Origin of the sequence: Paracoccus wurundjeri (assembly GCF_030678915.1) — a bacterium.
GTDB lineage: Bacteria > Pseudomonadota > Alphaproteobacteria > Rhodobacterales > Rhodobacteraceae > Paracoccus > Paracoccus onubensis_A.
This window is the reverse complement of record NZ_JAUUTZ010000006.1, coordinates 1-20,487: the sequence shown is the minus strand read 5'-3', so window position 1 is coordinate 20,487 and position 20,487 is coordinate 1. Positions and strand designations below refer to the sequence as shown.

Genomic DNA, 20,487 nt, shown 5'->3' with positions numbered 1-20,487 from the left:
CGGCTGTCATCGGTTTCTCGTTTCTGTGGTGTCGGGTTGCCGGATAACGCGGATGGCATGGCGCAATCTTGCATTCCGATGCCGCCGGCGGTTGCATCGGGCCGCGCAGCGTGTGTAGTTATTCCTAACGCTTAATTCACCCGCGAGAAGGCCGGAAACCCATGCTCATCCATTCTGATCTGTCCGATACGATCGGCAATACGCCTCTGATCCGGCTGAACCGGGCCAGCGAGGAAACCGGTTGCGAGATCCTCGGCAAGGCCGAATTCATGAATCCCGGTCAATCGGTCAAGGATCGTGCCGCATTGTTCATTATCCGCGATGCGGTCGCGCGCGGCGAACTGCGTCCGGGCGGTACTATCGTTGAAGGAACGGCGGGGAATACCGGGATTGGTCTGGCGTTGGTGGGATCGTCGCTTGGATTCCGCTCGGTCATCGTGATTCCCGAAACGCAAAGCCAGGAAAAGAAGGACATGCTGCGTCTTGCGGGCGCGACATTGGTCGAGGTTCCGGCGGCGCCTTACAGGAATCCCAACAATTACGTCCGCTACTCCGGGCGGCTGGCCGAGGAATTGGCGAAAACCGAACCAAATGGTGCGATCTGGGCCAATCAGTTCGACAATGTCGCCAACCGTCAGGCCCATGTCGAAACCACCGGCCCCGAAATATGGGAGCAAACCGGCGGGAAACTGGATGGCTTTACCTGCGCCGTGGGCTCTGGCGGGACCCTGGCGGGGGTGGCGATGGTCTTGCAGCCCAAAGGCGTCAAGATAGGACTGGCCGATCCCGAGGGCGCGGCGCTGCATTCGTTCTACACCTCTGGGGAATTCGACAGCCCCGGCAGTTCCATCACCGAAGGTATCGGGCAGGGCCGGATTACCGCTAATCTTGAAGGCTTCACGCCTGACTTCAGCTGGCGCATTCCGGATTCCGAGGCATTGCCGATCATTTTCGATCTGCTGGAACACGAAGGGCTGTGTCTGGGCGGTTCCAGCGGCATCAACGTTGCCGGGGCGATCCGTATGGCCCGCGAGATGGGTCCGGGACATACCATCGTCACGGTGTTGTGCGATTACGGCAACCGCTATCAGACCAAACTGTTCAATCCCGAATTCCTGCGCGCCAAGGGGCTGCCTGTGCCGGGCTGGATGATCCGGGAACCTGAAGTTTTGCCCGAAGTATTCACGGATTGATGATACTCATTCGCCGATACCTGGCCCTGTTTCTGACGGCCGTGCTGATTTTCTCGCAGCCGCTCTTGGCGCAGGAAAGTGGCGAGATCGATTATCAGATATGGGAAAATGTCGCGACCCAAGCCGAAAGGCAAAGCGAAAATATCGAAACCACCAGTGAGGAACTGGCCGCGCTACGCGGCCGGATCGTCGAATGGCGCGGCAGGCTGCAAGCGGGGAAGAATGTCAACGGCGCGGAAATCAAATCCGTAAGAGACCAGATCGCGGCATTGGGGCCGGCGCCGGCTGAAGGCGAAACCGAGGATGAAGAAATCGCGGATCGCCGCGCCCAGTTGCAGAAAAATCTCTCTGCGCTTCAGGCACCGCGCCTGCAGGCCGATGAAGCATTCAGCCGTGCGGAATCCATCATTCGCCGTATTGATGAGGTGACCGCAGAACGGCAGGTGACGGAACTTGTCCGGGTATCGCCATCGCCATTGGTGCCGTCAAACTGGCCCGCGGCCCTGTCGGATGCAGGGAAACTTGCACAGGGGATCGCGTCGGAAGCCCGGCAGCGTACGACGGATCGAGATATCTGGGGCGAGATGCAGCCGAAACTGCCGCAGGTTTTGGGCTATCTCATTGCCGCTGTTCTTTTGTTGACAATCGGGCGGCGCTGGATCGACGGACTTCCATCGCGCTTATCGGCTCATGCGACGGAGTATTCGCGCGCGGTCGTCGCCTTCGTGGCGTCTCTTGGGCAGATCGCCTTGCCCCTGATCGGATTGTTCTTGCTGGTCCGGGCGATCAAGGCCAGTGCCTTGCCCGGCGAATGGACCCTGCCATTTTGGAATGCGCTGCCGGTCACGGGGATGATCGTCTATAGCGGTTACTGGCTGTCTCGCCAGTTATTCCCGGCCCAGGTCGTGGCGTATGACACGCTGTGGATGGAGCAGAAGGCGAAGAATTCGGCCCGCAGGATGGTGAATACGCTCGCGGTTCTGTTCGGGCTGCATCATCTGCTGTCCAGTGCCGTTCTGCCACTGTCGGGCATTTATGAACGGTTGGGCGACGAGACCAACCGCGTGCCGCTGGATGTCTCAGAAGCCGCCGCTTCTGTCTGGCATTTCCTGATGATTGCGCTGGCGGCTCTGGCGCTGTTTCGGCTGGGCAACGCGCTGCGCAGGCTGAACCGGAGCGAGCTTGAACAGCAATCCGCCCGCTACCGCATCATGTCCTTCATGGGCAGGCTTTCGCGTCTTGTAGCGCTGGCAACGGTGATCCCGAGCATCATGGGCATGATCAATCTTGCCAACGGGATAATTTGGCCCTGGATACTGACATTGGCCCTGTTCGGGGTGCTGATCCTGCTGAAAGATTTCTGTGCGGATGTCTTCAGCATGATCAAACGCGGCGAAGAGGGCGCGCGGGAAGGTTTGATCCCGATGCTGATCGGCTTCGGTCTGATCATTCTGTCACTGCCGGTATTCCTGCTGATCTGGGGCGCGCGGGGTACCGATCTGGCCGAGATGTGGGTCAGCTTCCGGCAGGGTGTCAGCTTTGGCGGCGTCAATCTTTCTCCGGGTTCGGTACTGACGCTGCTGATTGTGTTCGTCATCGGTTACATGATGACGCGCGGGCTTCAGGGCATGTTCCGCAACACGATTCTGCCCAAGACCAAACTGGATGCCGGCGGGCAGAATGCTGTGGTGGCGGGGCTTGGATATGTCGGGATCTTCCTTGCGGCGCTTCTGGCAATCGCCTCGGCCGGGATCGACCTCAGCTCACTGGCCATCGTGGCCGGCGCCCTGTCGGTCGGGATCGGGTTCGGCCTTCAGAATATCGTGTCGAATTTCGTTTCCGGCATCATCCTGTTGATCGAACGCCCGATCAGTGTCGGAGACTGGATCGAGGCAGGCGGTCAGCAAGGTATCGTTCAGCGGATTTCGGTGCGCTCCACCCAGGTCGAAACCTTCGACAAGACCGAGGTCATCGTTCCCAACAGCGATCTGATCAGCCAGCCGGTGATCAACTGGACGCGCAACAGTCAGACGGGGCGTGTGATCATCCCGGTGGGGGTGGCATTTGGCAGCGATACGCGCCGGGTTCAGCAGGTTTTGCAGGAAATCATCGAGGATCAGCCGCTGGTGACCGTCGACCCCGCGCCATACGTCTTGTTCCGTGGTTTCGGTACGGACCGGCTTGAATTCGAGGTCCGGGCGATCCTGTCCGATGTCGGGGCGGGTCTTGGGGTGACATCGGAAGTCTGTCATCAGATCGCCGAACGTTTCGCCGCTGAAGGGATCGTGATTCCCTTCATGCAGAGGGATATCTGGCTCCGCAATCCCGAGGCTCTGGATCGCGACGCAAAACCGCAGGTCCAGGCCGTGCGGCCGGCAGCCCCACAACCCGATCCGCGCATTGCCGCTGACACGGCCGAAGGTGGGGACAGCTTGCCGGATAGCGATGGTGGTCCGGATGACGGAGCGCGCTGAGCGCGTAGGGACGTGCTCTGCTGCCGGGCGTGATATCTGAATGAGGTGAGAGCATGTTGTACCCCGCCCATTCACTCCCTCTGCTTCTTCTTTGTCCAAATACCTTGGAGGTCGCCGGCGGATCGCGCACTGGTTCGAGAGACCAGCTGGCGACGGGAGCGCCCCCGGTCATCGCGGAACGCAAATAACCGGCGTCTCCGGTTCAGTGTGGCACGCTCCGGCTTATTCTCGGAAAAAACCTTGTCAGATTGTCTGCCGCGCGGCTTCAACCTCGTCATCGCTGCTGCCGTCATCCGGCAGACCTTCTCGCGATAGCAAGACCGCGACCGGGCGCAGCCATGGGATATGCGCGCAGACGATCATCAAGGCCACCATGATCGGCACGGCAAGAAACATTCCCGGAATCCCCCAGATCGATCCCCAAAAGGCAAGACTGAGGATGATTCCAAAGCTGGACAGGCGCAGGGTCTGCCCCAGCAGCATCGGATCCAGTACATTGCCGATGATGAATTGCGTCGCCGTGCAGGCTGCTGTGACGATTATCGTCAGAGTGATGTCGCCGCTAAGAACGAAGGCCAGAATGGCGGCAATGATGGTGGCGATGATCGAGCCGATCGATGGAATGAAGTTCAGAACGAAGGTGATCAGGGCAATCGGTCCGGCAAGGTCAAGCCCGGCCATCCGGAAGATCAGCCAGACGATCAGCGCGGTCACCGCGCTGACGGCCGTCTTGACCACCAGATAACGGTTTACCCTGTGCATGATCGACGAGATGATCTGCCGGACCTGACGCGCCTTGACAGGATCGCCGGTGAGCCGCTCGATCTTGGTGGGGAACCAGAGCTGCTCGGCGAACATGAAGCCGACGAACAGGATGACCAGCACGCTGCCCGACAGAACCCCCGAGGCCTGACCGGCAAGCGAGCGTATCCAGCCGGTAATGTTGAAATTGGAAATCGCAGCCAGAAGCCGCTCTTGCGCTTCTGGCCCCAGCCAGTTCGTCAAAGTCGGCAGGGCGGCCTGCGCCTGTTCTGCATAGGTGATCGCTGTCTGGACGACCTGATTCACCTGCGAGACGACAGTGGTCGAAACCCAAAGTAATCCCAGCGCGATTCCGATCAGGGCCAGAAATGTCCCCATCCAGTTCGGAACTTTCAGTCGTGAGCAGATGGCGAATATCGCGTCGGTCGTCAGCGAAAACAGGATGATGGCAATTGCCAGCGAAATCAGGATGAATTTTGCCTGCCCAAGCATGAACAGGATCAGCCCGAAAGCAATGATTCCCAGGAAACCTGTCTGAAGTCGTTCTCTCAGTACCGTTTCGCCAGATTGATCCACCGCGTCCCTCGCCTTGAGCCGCGATGCCGGTATGAGGCATCGCGGGACATTTTAGACATCGCCCTTGTCAATGTCACTTTCGCCGTTGTTGTTTTCGTCGATGCCATCCTCGTTGATGTCATCCGCTTCCGCGTCGCCATGTTCGGCGATGCGGGCGACCGAGACGACGGTTTCGCCCTCGGCGGTATTGAATACCCGGACCCCGCCTGCCGAACGCGAACGGAAGCTGATTCCCTCGACCGGAACCCGGATCGATTGCCCGGTCGAGGTGGCCAGCATGATCTGATCATCGCCTTCGACCGGGAAGCTGGCAACCAAAGGCCCGCCGCGCATGGCCTTGTCCATGGCCATGACGCCCTGTCCGCCGCGTCCGCGAACCGGGTAGCCATGACTTGAACTGATTTTGCCCGAACCCTTGGTGGTGATGGTCAGGATCAGATCCTCGGCCGCGGACATCTGGGCATAGCGCTCTTGCGAGATATTGCCTTCCTCGATCGTTTCCTCGTCATCATCGGCCTCCGCTCCGTCATCCAGCGCCCCGGCGATCGCCCGGCGCATTTTCAGATAGGCAGCACGTTCGGCGGGATCGGTTTCAAAATGGCGGATCACGGACATGCTGACGACCTGATCGCCCTTGGCCAGGCGGATGCCGCGCACGCCGGTCGAGGCACGGCCCACGAAGACCCGGACCGCGGTGGTCGGGAACCGGATTGCCCGGCCATGCGCCGTGACCAGCATCACGTCGTCATCCGCCGTCGCCATGCGCACCCCGATCAGGCTGACATCATCGGGCAGTTTCATGGCGATCTTGCCATTCCGCATCACATTGGCGAAATCAGACAGCGCATTCCGGCGCACATCGCCTTGCGACGTGGCGAAGACGACCTGATAATTTTCCCATTCCGTTTTAGGCGCGTCGATCGGCATCAATGCGGCGATAGATACACCGGGAACAATGGGCAGGATGTTGACGATAGCCTTCCCGCGCGAGGTTCGCCCGCCAAGCGGCAAACGCCATGTCTTCAGGCGATAGACCATCCCGTCGGTCGTGAAGAACAGAAGTTCCGTATGGGTATTGGCGACGAACAGCGTGGTAACCACGTCGTCTTCCTTGGTCGCCATGCCCGACAGGCCCTTGCCGCCACGGCGCTGTGCCCGGAACTCGGCCAGAGCGGTGCGCTTGATATAGCCGCCCGAGGTGATGGTGACGACCATATCCTCGCGCTCGATGAGATCTTCATCCTCCATATCGCCGGCCCAATCGGTGATTTCGGTCCGGCGGGGCACGGCGAACAGCTCTTTCACCTCGCGAAGCTCATCGCTGATGATGCCCAGAATCCGCTCGCGCGAGGCAAGGATCGTCAGATATTCGCGGATCGCATCGGCAAGCTGCTGCAACTCGTCCGTGACTTCCTTTACGCCGATCTGGGTCAGGCGTTGTAGACGCAGCTCCAGAATAGCGCGGGCCTGCGTTTCCGACAGGTTATATGTGCCGTCGTCGTTGACCGGATGAAGAGGATCGTCAATCAGGCGCAGATATTCGGTGATCTCATGGGCCGGCCAGCGGCGCTCCATCAATCGTGTCCGTGCCTCGGCCGCGTCCGCCGACGAGCGGATCGTGGCGACGACTTCATCGACATTGCTGACCGCGACCGCAAGACCACACAGAACATGGCTGCGCTCCCGTGCCTTTCGAAGCTCGAAAGCGGTACGCCGCGCGACAACTTCTTCGCGGAACGCAATGAAATACGTCAGAAAATCGCGCAATGTCAGCTGTTCGGGCCGGCCGCCGTTCAAAGCCAGCATATTGCAACCGAAACTGGTCTGCATCGGGGTAAAGCGGAAAAGTTGGTTCAGCACGACATCCGGCGTGGCATCGCGCTTCAACTCGATCACGACACGGACTCCAGAGCGGTCGGTTTCGTCCTGAACGCCAGAGATACCCTCGATCCGCTTTTCCTTGGCCAGTTCGGCAATCTTCTCGATCAGAGTCGATTTGTTGACCTGATAGGGAATTTCGTCGAGGACGATGGCGAAGCGATCCTTACGCGGCTCTTCGATATGGGTTTTGGCGCGGATGATGACGCTGCCCCGACCTTCCAGATAGGCCTTGCGGGCGCCGGAGCGGCCAAGGATCAATGCGCCGGTCGGAAAATCCGGGCCGGGTACGATTTCCAGCAGCCTTTCGGTGGGCAAGTCGGGATTTTCGATCAGGGCAAGCGTGGCATCCACGATCTCGCCCAGATTGTGCGGCGGAATATTGGTGGCCATCCCGACGGCGATGCCGCCCGCGCCATTGACCAGCATATTCGGGAAACGCGCGGGCAGAACCGTCGGTTCGTGGTCCTTGCCGTCGTAATTGTCCTGAAAATCAACCGTGTCCTTGTCGATATCCTTCAGCAGGTAATCGGCGGGCTTGTCCATGCGCACTTCGGTGTAGCGCATCGCCGCAGGCGGATCGCCATCCATCGAGCCGAAATTGCCCTGTCCGTCCAGAAGCGGCAGCGACATCGAGAAATCCTGCGCCATCCGCACAAGCGCGTCATAGATCGCGCCATCACCATGCGGGTGATATTTCCCCATCACGTCGCCTACAGGGCGGGCCGATTTGCGATAGGCCTTATCCGAGGTATTTCCCGTTTCCTGCATCGCGTAAAGAATGCGGCGATGAACCGGCTTCAGCCCGTCGCGCAGATCGGGAATCGCCCGGCTGACGATAACCGACATGGCGTAATCGAGATAGGCGGTGCGCATCTCTTGCGAGATATCAATCAGGGGGCCGTCATGCGTCATGATACTGCGCGTCGGGCCTTCGGAATCTGGAGTTTCCGGCAGATCGTCTTCAGGAGTGTCAGCCACGTGAATTCCTCAACATCTTGTTGAACGCCGGTATAGCCGACACGCAGGGTGGGGGCAATCTTGGCAGGGCGGATTGACCGAATTTCATCGCGCTTGCGCCGATATTGCGGATGGGCGCGCAACGCCCGGAGCAGCTCCAAAATAGATCAAACTGTATCTGTTCACCGGAAGTTAAACCACCGGATATACCGCTACGGAAACCGAAAAGAAGCAAGGCGTTCAATCGCTTTGTCCCCATGCTCAATTCTTGTCCCGATCACGGAGTAGCATCGTGTTTCTGAAATTTCTTTCAATCGGCCGGAAACTTGGCCTTGCCTTCTCCTTGCTGGTCGCGATTTCCACGACTATTTCATATGTGACCTACTCCGGTCTTCTGACAATCGAGGATCAAGACAAATGGACCGAGCACACCCATCAGGTGTTGGCCCGTGCCAATGAACTCCTGAATTCGTTGGTTGATCAGCAGGGAAGCGTTCGCGGGTACCTTTATTTTGCCAATGAAAAGCTGCTTAAGCAAATTGACGTCAAACGAAAGGTTTTCGATAAAAACCTCTCCGAGCTTTTGGAACTGACTTCCGACAATCCGGCCCAGCAGGAACGCCTTGGGACCATAAAGGCTAACGAAGCGCTGTGGCAGGTCGTGGTGAATGATATTTTCATGAGCTCTGAGAAACAGGATAAAAATTTGACTCTCAGAACTGCTGCTAACGGAATTCCATACATGGATAAGATTCGGAGTACGGTGAAAGATTTCGTCGACGCCGAGGAGGCGCTGCTGAGTGTGTGAACAAAGGCCAAGCATGATGCGACGAATCGCGCCACGATGACCATTGTCGCAGGTTCCATCGGATTAATCCTGACGGCTAGCGGCATTGCGGCATTTTTCAGTATCAGTATTGGCCGGGGGCTCAGCCAATCGGTATCCATCGCCGAGGCTGTCGCACGCGGAAATCTGGATGTTGCACCCAAAGCGGTGTCTCGTGACGAGATTGGCTCGCTTCTCGACGCCATGAGCCGGATGGTTCTGGATCTGCGCAACATGAGCTCTGCGGCGAAGGAAATTGCCAAAGGCAACCTGACGATCGAAATCGATCCTCGCTCGAAGGACGACAGGTTAGGCATTGCCCTGCGGGATATGGTACAGCGTCTTCGTGCGGTGATCGTCAAGGCAAATCAGAACGCGGAATATGTCGCGGGTGGTGCTGCGCAGATGAACTTGGCGTCTAGCGCCCTTAGCGATGGTTCGAACCGCCAGGCCTCTGCTGTGCAGCAGGCTTCCGCGGCGATCGAGGAAATGACGGCGAATACCAACTTGTCGGCGGATAACGCTGGCCATACCGAAACAACCGCAGTCAAATCCGCGGCTGAAGCCAAGAAAAGCGGTGAAGCTGTCTCGCGGGCGGTCAGTGCAATGCGGTCTATTTCCGAAAAAATCAACATCATTCAGGAAATCGCCCGTCAGACCGATCTCCTTGCTCTGAACGCGGCGGTCGAGGCCGCTCGGGCAGGACCGCACGGCAAAGGCTTTGCCGTCGTGGCATCGGAAGTGCGCAAACTGGCTGAACGTAGCCAGTCTGCCGCCGCCGAAATAAACAATCTGTCGAAAGAGACACTTGACGTGTCGGGCGAGGCGGGACGAATGCTGGATGCCCTGGTTCCGAATATTCAACGGACTGCGGATCTCGTGCAGGAAATCAGTGCGGCGTCGCGGGAACAGAGTGTTGGCGCGGGGCAGATCAATCAAGCCATCATAGATCTGGATGCCGTTATCCAGAAGAATGCTGCAGCCGCCGAGGAATTTGCGGAAACAAGCCGGCAACTTGCCGGAAACGCCGAAGAGCTTGCCGATGTGATCGGCTTCTTCAAGCTGGACAAAGAGCATGAACGGATGAGTGCCGTCGAAGGTCGCAACGCCCAGCCCGGTTCCGGCATTTCTCCGGGGCAAGACGCATTCGGGCCTACAGAGCGGCTGGCCTCATGAAGGAATGATGTTTCAGGCTCCGGCGATGGCACATTTCGTCGGAGCCTTGTTTTTTATGTTACTTACTGTTTCCGTATAACCTGTTTCAAACGGATGTCAGCGGCGCAGGAGCGCCGCCTTCCCCCAAACCGCCAGCAGGATCGCCGAACAGATTGCGTTCCAGCTTGCCATGGAAAGGCCAAGGAACCGCCACGCGACCTCATCGCAGCGCACAACCGGCGCCTCCTGCAGTTTTGCCATCAGATCCTGGGTCGACATGGCGGCGATATTCCCGACCCCGCCAGAGCAATGCGCCGGACCCGCCCACCATGCCATTTCCACGCCGCTGTGATAAATGGCCAGCCCAAGGGCGATTGCGGCTGCGGCCATTCCCAGAACCGAAAGGGCCCGGACCCGGCCGGTCAGCCAGATTACAGCGGCAATGATAACCGCCGCCAGATGCGGCCAACGTTGCAGGATGCACAATTCGCAAGGCGCATAGCCTGCCGCCTGAAATCCGAGCGCGGCGATCAGAAGCGCGGCAGAGCCGGCCCCGGCTAGAAGCGGAAGAGACAGGTCTTTCATAGGTACCTCAGCAAGATAAAGCCGCCGATGAGACAGATCATGAACAGGGTGAAGGCCAGCCCCAGGCGCTGCTCGATGAAGTCGCGGATCGGCGGGCCATAACGCCACAGAAGCGCCGCGACCACGAAAAACCGCCCGGCACGCCCGGCGATCGAGGCCAGCACGAATAGCGGCACGGGGAAACCGATTGCGCCCGAAAAGATCGTGATGACCTTGAACGGAAACGGTGTCAGGGCGGCGAACAGGATCGCCCAGCCGCCATATTCGGCAAATCTGCCGGCGAGTTGGTGATAGGCATCCTGCTTGCCGTAGACGGTCAGCACCCATTGTCCCGCCGAATCCATGAGAACCGCGCCGATCCAATAGCCAAGCAATGCGCCGAGGACCGACCCGATGGTTGCAATCGTCGCGATCAGGAAGGCGCGCGATCTGCGCGACAGGATCATCGGAATCATCAGCACATCCGGCGGAATCGGAAAGACAGAGCTTTCGATGAAGCTGATTCCGAACAGTGCGCGCATGGCGTGGCGGCCGCCCGCAAGCCCCATGGTCCAGTTGTAAAGCTTGCGTAACATGCTGTCCCCTTCGTTCAGAAACCGGATTGACCGCAAGGCGTCCCGACGTCAAGGCGCTTGCAAATCGGGTCGCGCTGCTGTGATGATTGAGAACTGGGAACAATCAGGGATTGCGGACCGATGAAGTGGCGGGGACGACGGGGCAGCAGTAATGTGGATGACCGCAGAGGTATGGGCCGGGCCGGTGCAGGGGGCGTGGGCGTCGTAGGTGTGCTTGCGATTCTTGCTGTCGGTTATTTCTTCGGCATCGATATTTCGCCGATCGTGCAGGGGCTGGAACAGGGCGGGCAGCAATCGGAACGACCGCTGACCGAAGCCGAAGAGCAATATGGCGAGTTTGTATCGGTGGTTCTGGCCGATACCGAGGAAATCTGGAGCGAGGTTCTGCAGGAACAGGCCGGTATCACCTATGCGGAACCCCGGCTGGTGCTGTTCAGCGGCGCGGTGCAATCGGCCTGTGGCGGCGCCTCGGCGGCGATGGGGCCGTTCTATTGTCCGGGCGATCAGCAAGTTTATCTGGACACCGACTTTTTCGACATGATGGGGCAGCGGATGGGGGCTGGCGGTGATTTTGCCTATGCCTATGTCATCGCGCATGAAATTGGTCACCATGTCCAGAATCTGACAGGTGTTCTGGAACAGGTGAATTCCCTTCGTGGCCGTCTTGGCGAACAGGATGCCAATGCGGTTTCGGTGCTGACCGAATTGCAGGCCGATTGTTTTGCCGGGCTATGGGCACGACACGCACAGGATCGTTTCGGTTCGCTGGAAGAGGGCGATCTGAACGAGGCGATGACCGCTGCCGCGGCGGTCGGAGACGATGCCATACAGGCAAGCGCAGGCCGGACGCCGATGCCCGACAGTTTCACCCATGGCAGTTCCCAGCAAAGGCAGGAATGGCTTATGCGGGGATTTCGCTCAGGTGAGCTGGCGCAATGCGACACATTCGCCGAGGCAGGTCTTGAATAGCAGCCTTAGCGGGGCATGACGGCCCTGCGCCCCCGTTCCATTTGTGCCCATTCCGGCCACCAGCCAAGCTTTTCGAGCACGACGATTGCCACGATCACCAGAATGACGAACAGCACCAGCTTGACCCTCCGCGCACTGGGAGGGTTGCGGACCCATTGCGATGCGCGCAGAAACCACAGCAGGTTGTTCATCGGCCTCATATCCTGTTAGTCCCCGGAAAGTATCAGACAGACAGCCAAGCCGAAACCAGGAATTCCCGTGCCTCATCACCAGGACAACCGCGACCTTCCCTATAGCGCGCGCCAGATGTTCGATCTCGTTGCAGATATCGAAAGCTATCCGCAATTCCTACCTTGGAACAGCGCGGCGCGGATCCGATCCCGCCAGACGCGTCCTGACGGCGCAGAGGAAATCGCGGCCGATCTGGTCGTCAGCTTCAAAGTCTTCCGCGAGCGTTTCGGCAGCCGCGTCGTTCTTTGGCCCGCCGAGCCCGAAAGTGGCAAGCTGAAGATCGACACCGAATACCTGGACGGCCCGTTCCGGCATATGCAAAGCGGCTGGACCTTCATGGATCTGCCCGATGGCGGTTGCCGGATCGAGTTCTTCGTGGATTTCGAATTCCGCAACGCGATTCTTCAAAAACTGATCGGCGTCGTTTTTCATGAGGCCATGTCGCGCATCGTCAAAGCCTTCGAGACCCGCGCGAATGAATTATACGGATAATTCACCGGGCCGGCCTTGCCGGATGTCGGCTTTCCCCGACATGTTGTCGGGAGTGATGAACAATGTGCCGATTACGGTGATGTAACGCATCACTGTTGTTTTGACGCGCTCTGACCCTGCCGCTATAGACAAAGCAAATATCGAAAGGCTTTTGCCCTGTGGCACGTGCGATACTTTCATTTCTGGGTGCTATATTTGCGTGGGGCGTAACCGCCATTTTCTTTGCTGCGCTCACGCTTGGCGGGATTTTCTGGATTTACTCGGATGATCTGCCCAGTCATGAGCAACTGGCGAGATACAGTCCCAAGACCATCAGCCGAATCTATTCGGGCGAGGGCATGCTGATCGACGAATATGCCGAAGAACGGCGGATTTTTGTTCCGATCAAGGAAATCCCCGATCTGGTCAAGCAGGCATTCGTCAGTGCCGAGGACAAGAATTTCTATAACCATCCCGGTTACGATTTACGCGGTATTGCTGCCGCGGGACTGGAGTTCATCAAATCCGGCGGGGACAGCGCCCGTGGCGCTTCGACCATTCCGCAGCAGGTCGTCAAGAACTTCCTGCTGTCTTCGGATGTCCGGCTTGAGCGGAAGATCAAGGAGCTGATCCTCGCCGTCAGGCTGGAACATACGCTGAGCAAGGATCAGATCCTCGAACTGTATCTTAATGAAATCTACCTTGGACAGAACAGCTATGGCGTCGCCGCCGCCGCACAGGTGTTCTTTAACAAGACCCTGACCGAACTGGCACCGCACGAAGCGGCCATGCTTGCATCTCTTCCCAAGGCCCCGAGTGATTTTCACCCCGTTCGCGCCAAGGAGGCCCTGACCAACCGGCGCAACTATGTGCTGCGGGAAATGTGGCAGAATGGCTATATCGACGAGGCCACCTATGAGGCTGAAGCGAAGCTGCCGCTCCGGACCGTGCAGAATGGTGATTATCCGCCTTTCCGCGAACAGATGCCCCGGCGCGACTATTTCACCGACGAGATTCGGCGTCAGCTCAGCCGCGATTTCGGTCATGACGAATTCTACGGAGGCGGCCTGACCATCCGCGCCACGGTCGATCCGCAGATGCAGAGTCAGGCGGCAGATGCATTGCGGGCCGCGCTTGAGAAATACGACCGGGATCTGGGGATCTGGAACGGCACCGGTGAAACGATCCCGGCTGAACAACTGACGGACGAGGCATCCTGGCGCGGCGCGCTGTGGGAGCTGGAGGTTCCTCGCGATATTCCCGGCTGGCATCCTGCCGTGGTTCTGGAACTTGGCGAGCAAGACGCCCGGATCGGAATCGAAGGCATTGAAGAGCATCCCGATGGACACTGGATTCCGGCAAATGACGTGCAATGGGCACGCAAGCGGCTGCCGGATGGCACTCTGGCTCCGCCTGCGCAGGTGGCCGGCGATCTGGTCGAGGTCGGAGATGTCGTTCTGGTGCGTGCGATGACCAATGACGAAGACGGCAGCTTTATCCGCTGGACGCTGCGGCAGGTGCCGCGGATCCAGGGCGGTTTCATGGCCATGGATGTCAATACGGGGCGCGTGATTGCGATGCAGGGCGGGTTTTCATATGAATCCTCGGTCTTCAACCGCGCAACTCAGGCACAGCGGCAGCCCGGTTCCAGCTTCAAGCCTTTCGTTTATGCTGCGGCGCTGGACAACAATTATACCCCCGCGACCATCGTTGTTGACGAACCGATCCGGGTGAATACGCCCGCCGGATTGTGGGAGCCGAAGAATTCCAGCGGCAAACATTATGGTCCGACCCCGCTGCGGACCGGGATCGAGCAGTCCCGAAACCTGATGACGATCCGCATCGCGCGGGATATCGGTATGGAAATTGTCGCCGATTATGCCGAGAAATTCGGGGTTTACGATGATTTGAAGCCGTTTCTCGCCAATTCGCTTGGCGCGCAGGAGACGACCTTGTTCAAGATGGTCGCGGCCTATGCGATGTTCGCCAATGGCGGCGAGCGGGTCGAGCCGACTCTGGTTGACCGCGTTCAGGACCGCCGCGGCAGGACGATCTACCGCCATGACCGGCGCATCTGCGAAACCTGTGAGATGCAGGCTTTGCCCGCCGGCAGTGCCCCGGTGATCAAAAGCAACCGCGAACGGGTCATGGATGCCGTGACGGCCTATCAACTGACCTCGATGCTGGAAGGCGTCGTCAAGCGGGGATCGGGCAGCGGGGTGAATCTGCCGGTGCCGATTGCAGGCAAGACCGGAACGACGAACGACGCCAAGGATGTCTGGTTCATCGGCTTTTCAAGCAATATCGTGGCGGGATGTTATCTGGGCTATGATCAGCCGCGCGGATTGGGGCCGCATGCTTATGGTGGAACGCTTTGCGTGCCGGTGTTCAACGCGTTCATGCGTGAAGCGATCAAGGAATATGGCGGCTCGGAATTCAAGGTGCCGCCGGGCGGATACTGGGTCAAGATCGACCGTTTCACCGGACAGCGCCTGCCCGATGACGCAAATGGTCCGAATGTCATTGCCGAGTATTTCCGCGATGGTACCGATCCTGACTGGCTGTCGCCCTATGTTGTTGCGGGCTTTGGCGATGAAAACGTCGTTCTGCCATGGGAAGCCGGCTCTGGCGGCGGGCAATCCGTGACCACTTCGACCGGAGAGCAGAAAGTAATCCCCAACAAGGCGGATTTCGGAACCCTGTCCTCTGGCGGGCTGTATTGACGATATCCGACAGCGGGGGAGGCCCTGCTGTCGCGATCACAGCTCGGTCCGCAATTCCCACAAATCGGCAAACAGCACCACATCCAGCATCCGGCGCAGGTAATTGACGCCGGATGTCCCGCCCGAGCCGCGCTTGAAGCCGATGATGCGCTCGACCGTGGTGACATGGTTGAAGCGCCAGCGGCGGAAATAATCCTCGAAATCAACGAGTTTTTCTGCCAGTTCATATAATTCCCACCAGCGGACGGGGTCGCGGTAAATGCTGGCCCAGGCGGCGCGGGCAGCGGGATCGGGAAGATGCGGACGATCCAGCCTTTCACGCGGCGGAATATCGAAACCGGAGGCGCGCAGATGCGATAAGACCACATCGTAAAGCGATGGGCGGGCAATTTCCGCCCGAAGCGAGGCAACCAAGGCTTCCCGATGTTCATGCGGGCGCAGCATCTCGATATTGCGATTGCCGGCAACGAATTCGATCATCCGGTATTGCCACGACTGGAAGCCGCTGCTTTCGCCAAGACTTTCGCGAAATTCTGTGTATTCGCTGGGTGTCATGGTGCGCAGTACATCCCATGCCGAATTAAGCTGTTCCATGATCCGGGCGACCCGGGTCAGCATCTTGAAGGCGGGCTGTAAATTGCCCGAGGCAATAGCAGCACGCGCCGCATTCAATTCATGCAGCGCAAGTTTCATCCAGAGTTCCGAGGTCTGGTGCTGGACGATGAACAGCATCTCGTCATGGGCTTGCGACAACGGGTGCTGGGCCGTCAGAACCTTGTCGAGATACAGATAGTCGCCATAAGACATGCGCCCCTGAAAAGACATTCGGGCGCCGTCGTCGGAAGGATCATAGCTCATTGTCGCAACCTGAAACACTGCTTTCGATCAGCCGAAAACCTGATTGAAGGCTGGCATAGGCGTAGGTTTGCTTCAAGTTTGAAATTTATTCGAACATATCAAAATTAAGTCGCTTGCAGGCAGCGGGCGGCCACCAATACCGAAACCGCCGCCAAAGGAGGGCGGAACCGCGCCTGTTATCTCGGATGCCGCGAATGTCAGCCGGCTGCTTTTTTGGCCGCAGGTTTCTTTGCGGCGGTTTTTTTGGCGGCCGGTTTCTTGGCAGCTTTCGATGCGGCCTTCTTTTTCGTGCCTTTCTTGGCCGATTTCGCAGCGATCAATTCAAGGGCCTGTTCCTGCGTGATATCATCGGGAGAGACATCCCGCGGCAAGGTCGCATTGATCTTTTCCCATTTGATATAAGGGCCATAACGGCCATTCATCACCTGGATTGAACCCCCATCGGGATGACTGCCCAGCTCGCGTAACGGGGTCGCGGCGGTCCTGCCGCGGATCTGTTTGGCGGCAAGAACCTCGACGGCGCGATTCATGCCCACGGTGAACACTTCGTCCACCTCTGGCAGGTTGGCATATTTCCGGCCATGTTTGACATAGGGGCCATAGCGCCCGATCCCGGCCTCGATCAATTCGCCGTCATCGGGGTGCGGACCGATCGGGCGGGGCAGCGACAATAGCTGCAATGCCTTTTCCAGATCGATCTCCGCCGGATTCCAGCCTTTCGGGACCGAGGCGCGTGGCGGTTTCGGAACATCCTCCGTTGCCTCGCCCCGTTGCACATAGGGGCCGAACCGTCCGGACTTCAGGCTGATATCGTCGCCACCATCCTGTCCCAGCAGCCGGTCGCCCACGGCTTCCTCACCATCGGGCGAGGATAGCGGGCGCGTATAGCGGCATTCGGGATAATTCGTGCATCCGATGAACGCCCCGCCCGAACGCGCGGTTTTCAGGTTCAGCCGCCCGGCGCCGCAAAGCGGGCATTGACGCGGATCGCCGCCATCGGCACGCGGCGGGTAGAGATGCGGAGCAAGCGCGTCGTCGATCGCCTCCAGCACCTCGCCGATGCGCAGGTCCGACGTGCCTTCAAGCGCCTTCGAAAAGTCTTTCCAGAAACGCCCCAGCACGTCACGCCACACCCGGTCGCCCGCACTGATCTCATCCAGCTCGTTTTCCAGATCGGCGGTGAAGTCGTAACTCAGATAACGCGGGAAATATTTGACAAGGAATGTCGTGACCAACCGTCCCTTGTCTTCCGGAATCAGGCGGTTCTTGTCCTTGCGGACATAGTCGCGATCCTGAATCGTGGTAACGATGCTGGCATAGGTCGAGGGACGCCCGATTCCCAGTTCCTCCATCCGCTTGACTAATGTGGCCTCAGTATATCGGGGCGGAGGTTGAGTGAAATGCTGACGGGCGGCGGTGCTGGCCGCGTCATTCATCAGCAGGCCGGGGGCGGCACGCTGACCGGCGGGCGCATCGGGCGTGCTGTCCCCCTTTTCGCGGGCTTTGGCGAATTCAGGCTCGAAGGATTTGGCGACCAGGGCAGCGGTTTCGCCTTTGCCGATCGCGGGCAGACGGGCGCTGTCCTCGCCTTCGTCGTCGTCTCGGCCCTGATCGTAGACTTTCAGGAAGCCGTCGAACAACATCACCTGACCGGTCGCGCGCAGTCCGACCTGACCATCCGCGCTGCCGATCTCGACCGTGGTACGCTCCATCCGGGCGGCTTCCATCTGGCTGGCGATGGTGCGTTTCCAGATCAGGTCATAAAGCTTGCGCTGGTCCTCGGCAGTCACCTTCAGCTTGTCGGTGGACAGCATCATGTCGGTGGGGCGGATACATTCATGCGCTTCCTGCGCGTTCTTGGCCTTGTTCTTGTACATGCGCGGCGATTTCGGCAGATATTTCTCGCCGAACTTGGCTTTGATCGCGTCGCGGGCGGACATGACGGCCTCGGGCGCCATATCGATACCATCGGTTCGCATGTAGGTAATCAGCCCCGCCTCATACAGCCTTTGCGCCGCCGACATGCAGGCCTTCGCGCCCATGCCCATCTTGCGGCTGGCTTCCTGCTGAAGTGTCGAGGTCATGAAGGGTGGCCAAGGATTGCGGCTGGCGGGTTTCGCGGTGACACTGGTCACGGTCAGATCGCGCGAGGTCACGGCACTGACGGCCATGGCGGCTTTTTCGGCATCGGGCAGATCGAAACGTTCCAGCTTCGATCCGGCCAGCGAAACCAGCTGCGCATCGTATTCCTGCCCCGCCGGCGTCGCCAGCCTTGCATGGACCGACCAGTATTCGCGGGCCTTGAAGGCTTCGATCTCCATCTCGCGGTCGACGATCAGGCGCAGGCAGACCGATTGCACCCGCCCCGCCGATTTTGCGCCGGGCAGCTTGCGCCACAGAACGGGCGAGAGGTTGAAGCCGACCAGATAATCAAGCGCACGACGGGCCAGATAGGCATCGACAAGCGCCTGATCGATCTCGCGCGGTTGTTTCATTGCCTCGCTGACGGCTGCCTTGGTAATGGCGTTGAAAGTTACGCGGCTGACATCCTTGCCGCCTTTCAGCGATGATTGCAGCGCCTCCAGCAAATGCCATGAAATCGCCTCTCCCTCGCGGTCGGGGTCGGTGGCGAGGATCAGGCTGTTGTCGTCCTTCAGGGCGTCCCGGATCGCCTTGAGATGTTTCTTGCTGTCGCTTGCCACCTCCCATTTCATGGCGAAATCGTCTTCGGTATCGACACTGCCATCCTTCGGAGGCAGGTCGCGGACATGACCGAAACTGGCAAGCACGCGATAGTCGCCGCCGAGATATTTCTCGATGGTTTTGGCCTTGGCCGGTGATTCGACGACGACGACGGGCATTGGGACCTCGGAACGGTTGCAACGGGGCGGCAACATGGGTGGCAGGGAAGGCAGAGTCAACGTCTCATGGCATCAGGGCCTTATATTGGGCGATGCGCATATGCGATAAGGTAACCGGTCTGCCCCCGCAGGCAGCGTGAAATTGCCGGATCAAATGCACCGGTTCGCGGCGCCAGCCGCCGGCTGATGACAATTGTGACAACTGCCGGCCCTCATGCGGTCGGTAGGCCGGGGATGGGGCCGGAAGATATGCGATCGCGGGTTTTCCGGTCAGTTCAGGGCGATCTTACCGCCGGGCATCCGGATGATCCTGCCCTGTACCTCCAATGCGAGGATCGCGGCGTTTGCCGCAGCGGCGGATAATCCCAGTATGCGGATCAGGTCGTTTTCATCGGTTGGGCTAGGCGTGAGTTGCGAAAGTATCTGCGCTTCCCAGGTGGCTGGATTGCCGTGATCCACAGCTTGTTCAGGATCCGCGCCTGATTGGTCGGATTGGATGACGCTCTCCGAGGAACTGTCAGAAGGCCGCGTTTCCAATGCCTCGATCACATCGGTTGCGCTGCGCACCAGATGGGCGCCGTCCCGGATAAGCTGATTGCATCCGGATGCTCTGGAATCCATCGGATGACCGGGCACCGCCATGATCTCGCGTCCCTGATCCAGTGCATATCTGGCGGTGATCAATGAGCCGGACCGGTGCGCCGCCTCGATCACCACAACGGCTTGTGAAAGACCGGATATGATTCGGTTGCGGGCCGGGAAATGCCGTGCGGCCGGGACGGTTCCCGGGGGCTGTTCGGATATGATCGCGCCCTGCGCGGCGATCCGCATCAGCAATTCCGTATTCTCGGCCGGATATGGGATATCGACGCCCCCGGCCAGAACTGCGACGGTCCCGGTCGCCAGAGCTGCATGATGGGCGGCCGCGTCGATCCCACGTGCCAGTCCGGCAATGACCGCGTGGCGGTTTTGCCCCAGCCCGACGGCCATTCCGCGCGCCATGCGCAGCCCAAGCGACGAGGCGTTGCGGGCGCCGATCACGGCAATCGGCGAAAGCGTCAGCCAATCCGCTTCACCCCGCAACCAGAGAACAGGCGGCGGCGCATCGATTTGACGCAGGGCGGGGGGGTAACGTGGCGAATCATGGCGGATCAGTTTTGCCCCCGCCTTCCGTCCTGCCCGCAATTCGGCGGCGGCGACGGATTCGGGGCAGGGGGAATAATCCGCTACGCCGGCAGCGGCGGCGATTTCGGGCAATGCCTCAAAGGCGGCGCGGACGCTGCCATATTCATTTACCAGCCGGTGAAAGGTTGCCGGACCGACCCAGCGGGATCGGATGAGGCGGAGCCAGGTCTAATCGTCCTCCCTTCCCGCCGGGCGGGGGGGAAGG

15 protein-coding genes are annotated in these 20,487 nt (G+C 59.3%); 7 read left to right on the top strand and 8 right to left on the bottom strand.

Features of this window, described 5'->3' with window-relative positions; genetic code table 11:
- The first annotated feature begins 161 nt into the window (after nucleotides 1-161).
- On the top strand, nucleotides 162-1,193 hold the full coding sequence (locus Q0601_RS07635; protein WP_305288792.1) for a cysteine synthase A: 1,032 nt from the start codon (nucleotides 162-164) through the stop codon (nucleotides 1,191-1,193).
- Complete coding sequence (locus Q0601_RS07630; RefSeq protein WP_305288791.1) at nucleotides 1,193-3,667, top strand: DUF3772 domain-containing protein; 2,475 nt, start codon at nucleotides 1,193-1,195, stop codon at nucleotides 3,665-3,667. Before Q0601_RS07635 ends, Q0601_RS07630 begins: the two co-directional genes overlap by 1 nt.
- Before the next feature lie 243 nt (nucleotides 3,668-3,910).
- On the opposite strand, the gene Q0601_RS07625 is transcribed toward Q0601_RS07630, so the two are convergent.
- Together Q0601_RS07625 and gyrA are read right to left on the bottom strand one after the other, a co-directional pair.
- Nucleotides 3,911-5,005, bottom strand: a complete 1,095-nt coding sequence (locus Q0601_RS07625) for an AI-2E family transporter (RefSeq protein WP_305288790.1) — start codon at nucleotides 5,003-5,005, stop codon at nucleotides 3,911-3,913.
- Between the two features lie 51 nt (nucleotides 5,006-5,056).
- Entirely contained in the window at nucleotides 5,057-7,864 is a 2,808-nt protein-coding gene (gyrA, locus tag Q0601_RS07620; RefSeq protein ID WP_305288789.1) for a DNA gyrase subunit A, read from the bottom strand.
- A gap of 271 nt (nucleotides 7,865-8,135) precedes the next feature.
- Between gyrA and Q0601_RS07615 the strand changes: the two genes are divergently transcribed.
- Nucleotides 8,136-8,651, top strand: a complete 516-nt coding sequence (locus Q0601_RS07615) for a CHASE3 domain-containing protein (protein ID WP_305288788.1) — start codon at nucleotides 8,136-8,138, stop codon at nucleotides 8,649-8,651.
- Nucleotides 8,652-8,687: 36 nt separating this feature from the next.
- Nucleotides 8,688-9,845, top strand: coding sequence for a methyl-accepting chemotaxis protein (locus Q0601_RS07610; RefSeq protein ID WP_305288787.1), 1,158 nt, complete (start codon nucleotides 8,688-8,690; stop codon nucleotides 9,843-9,845).
- A 96-nt stretch (nucleotides 9,846-9,941) separates the two neighbouring features.
- Here the strand turns inward: Q0601_RS07610 and Q0601_RS07605 are convergent, their stop codons facing one another.
- Entirely contained in the window at nucleotides 9,942-10,409 is a 468-nt protein-coding gene (locus Q0601_RS07605; protein ID WP_305288786.1) for a disulfide bond formation protein B, read from the bottom strand.
- Complete coding sequence (locus Q0601_RS07600; protein WP_305288785.1) at nucleotides 10,406-10,984, bottom strand: YqaA family protein; 579 nt, start codon at nucleotides 10,982-10,984, stop codon at nucleotides 10,406-10,408. Before Q0601_RS07600 ends, Q0601_RS07605 begins: the two co-directional genes overlap by 4 nt.
- Before the next feature lie 120 nt (nucleotides 10,985-11,104).
- Between Q0601_RS07600 and ypfJ the strand changes: the two genes are divergently transcribed.
- A complete protein-coding gene (gene ypfJ / locus Q0601_RS07595) occupies nucleotides 11,105-11,953 on the top strand; it encodes a KPN_02809 family neutral zinc metallopeptidase (protein WP_305288783.1) in 849 nt (282 codons plus the stop codon).
- Between the two features lie 5 nt (nucleotides 11,954-11,958).
- On the opposite strand, the gene Q0601_RS07590 is transcribed toward ypfJ, so the two are convergent.
- Entirely contained in the window at nucleotides 11,959-12,144 is a 186-nt protein-coding gene (locus tag Q0601_RS07590; protein WP_305288781.1) for a hypothetical protein, read from the bottom strand.
- 67 nt (nucleotides 12,145-12,211) lie between these two features.
- Here Q0601_RS07590 and Q0601_RS07585 point away from each other — a divergent pair, with 67 nt between their 5' ends.
- Both Q0601_RS07585 and Q0601_RS07580 read left to right on the top strand, forming a co-directional pair.
- Complete coding sequence (locus tag Q0601_RS07585; protein ID WP_305288779.1) at nucleotides 12,212-12,676, top strand: type II toxin-antitoxin system RatA family toxin; 465 nt, start codon at nucleotides 12,212-12,214, stop codon at nucleotides 12,674-12,676.
- A 158-nt stretch (nucleotides 12,677-12,834) separates the two neighbouring features.
- Nucleotides 12,835-15,378 carry a penicillin-binding protein 1A gene (locus Q0601_RS07580; RefSeq protein ID WP_370656101.1) on the top strand — a complete coding sequence of 848 codons (2,544 nt, stop codon included), beginning with the start codon at nucleotides 12,835-12,837 and terminating at the stop codon, nucleotides 15,376-15,378.
- A 36-nt stretch (nucleotides 15,379-15,414) separates the two neighbouring features.
- Here the strand turns inward: Q0601_RS07580 and kynA are convergent, their stop codons facing one another.
- The 3 genes from kynA to dprA form a co-directional block, all read right to left on the bottom strand.
- The gene (gene kynA, locus Q0601_RS07575) at nucleotides 15,415-16,236 is read right to left on the bottom strand and encodes a tryptophan 2,3-dioxygenase (RefSeq protein WP_305288778.1); all 822 of its coding nucleotides are present in this window, start codon (nucleotides 16,234-16,236) and stop codon (nucleotides 15,415-15,417) included.
- Between the two features lie 197 nt (nucleotides 16,237-16,433).
- On the bottom strand, nucleotides 16,434-19,097 hold the full coding sequence (gene topA / locus Q0601_RS07570) for a type I DNA topoisomerase (RefSeq protein WP_305288777.1): 2,664 nt from the start codon (nucleotides 19,095-19,097) through the stop codon (nucleotides 16,434-16,436).
- Between the two features lie 270 nt (nucleotides 19,098-19,367).
- The gene (dprA, locus tag Q0601_RS07565) at nucleotides 19,368-20,396 is read right to left on the bottom strand and encodes a DNA-processing protein DprA (RefSeq protein WP_370656105.1); all 1,029 of its coding nucleotides are present in this window, start codon (nucleotides 20,394-20,396) and stop codon (nucleotides 19,368-19,370) included.
- Nucleotides 20,397-20,487: the final 91 nt, after the last annotated feature.

Coding starts and splice junctions, on each gene's coding strand:
- Q0601_RS07635 (WP_305288792.1), top strand. CDS start 162: ATGCTCATCCATTCTGATCTGTCCGATACGATCGGCAATACGCCTCTG.
- Q0601_RS07630 (WP_305288791.1), top strand. CDS start 1,193: ATGATACTCATTCGCCGATACCTGGCCCTGTTTCTGACGGCCGTGCTG.
- Q0601_RS07610 (WP_305288787.1), top strand. CDS start 8,688: ATGACCATTGTCGCAGGTTCCATCGGATTAATCCTGACGGCTAGCGGC.
- Q0601_RS07605 (WP_305288786.1), bottom strand. CDS start 10,409: ATGAAAGACCTGTCTCTTCCGCTTCTAGCCGGGGCCGGCTCTGCCGCG.
- Q0601_RS07600 (WP_305288785.1), bottom strand. CDS start 10,984: ATGTTACGCAAGCTTTACAACTGGACCATGGGGCTTGCGGGCGGCCGC.
- ypfJ (WP_305288783.1), top strand. CDS start 11,105: ATGAAGTGGCGGGGACGACGGGGCAGCAGTAATGTGGATGACCGCAGA.
- Q0601_RS07590 (WP_305288781.1), bottom strand. CDS start 12,144: ATGAACAACCTGCTGTGGTTTCTGCGCGCATCGCAATGGGTCCGCAAC.
- kynA (WP_305288778.1), bottom strand. CDS start 16,236: ATGAGCTATGATCCTTCCGACGACGGCGCCCGAATGTCTTTTCAGGGG.
- topA (WP_305288777.1), bottom strand. CDS start 19,097: ATGCCCGTCGTCGTCGTCGAATCACCGGCCAAGGCCAAAACCATCGAG.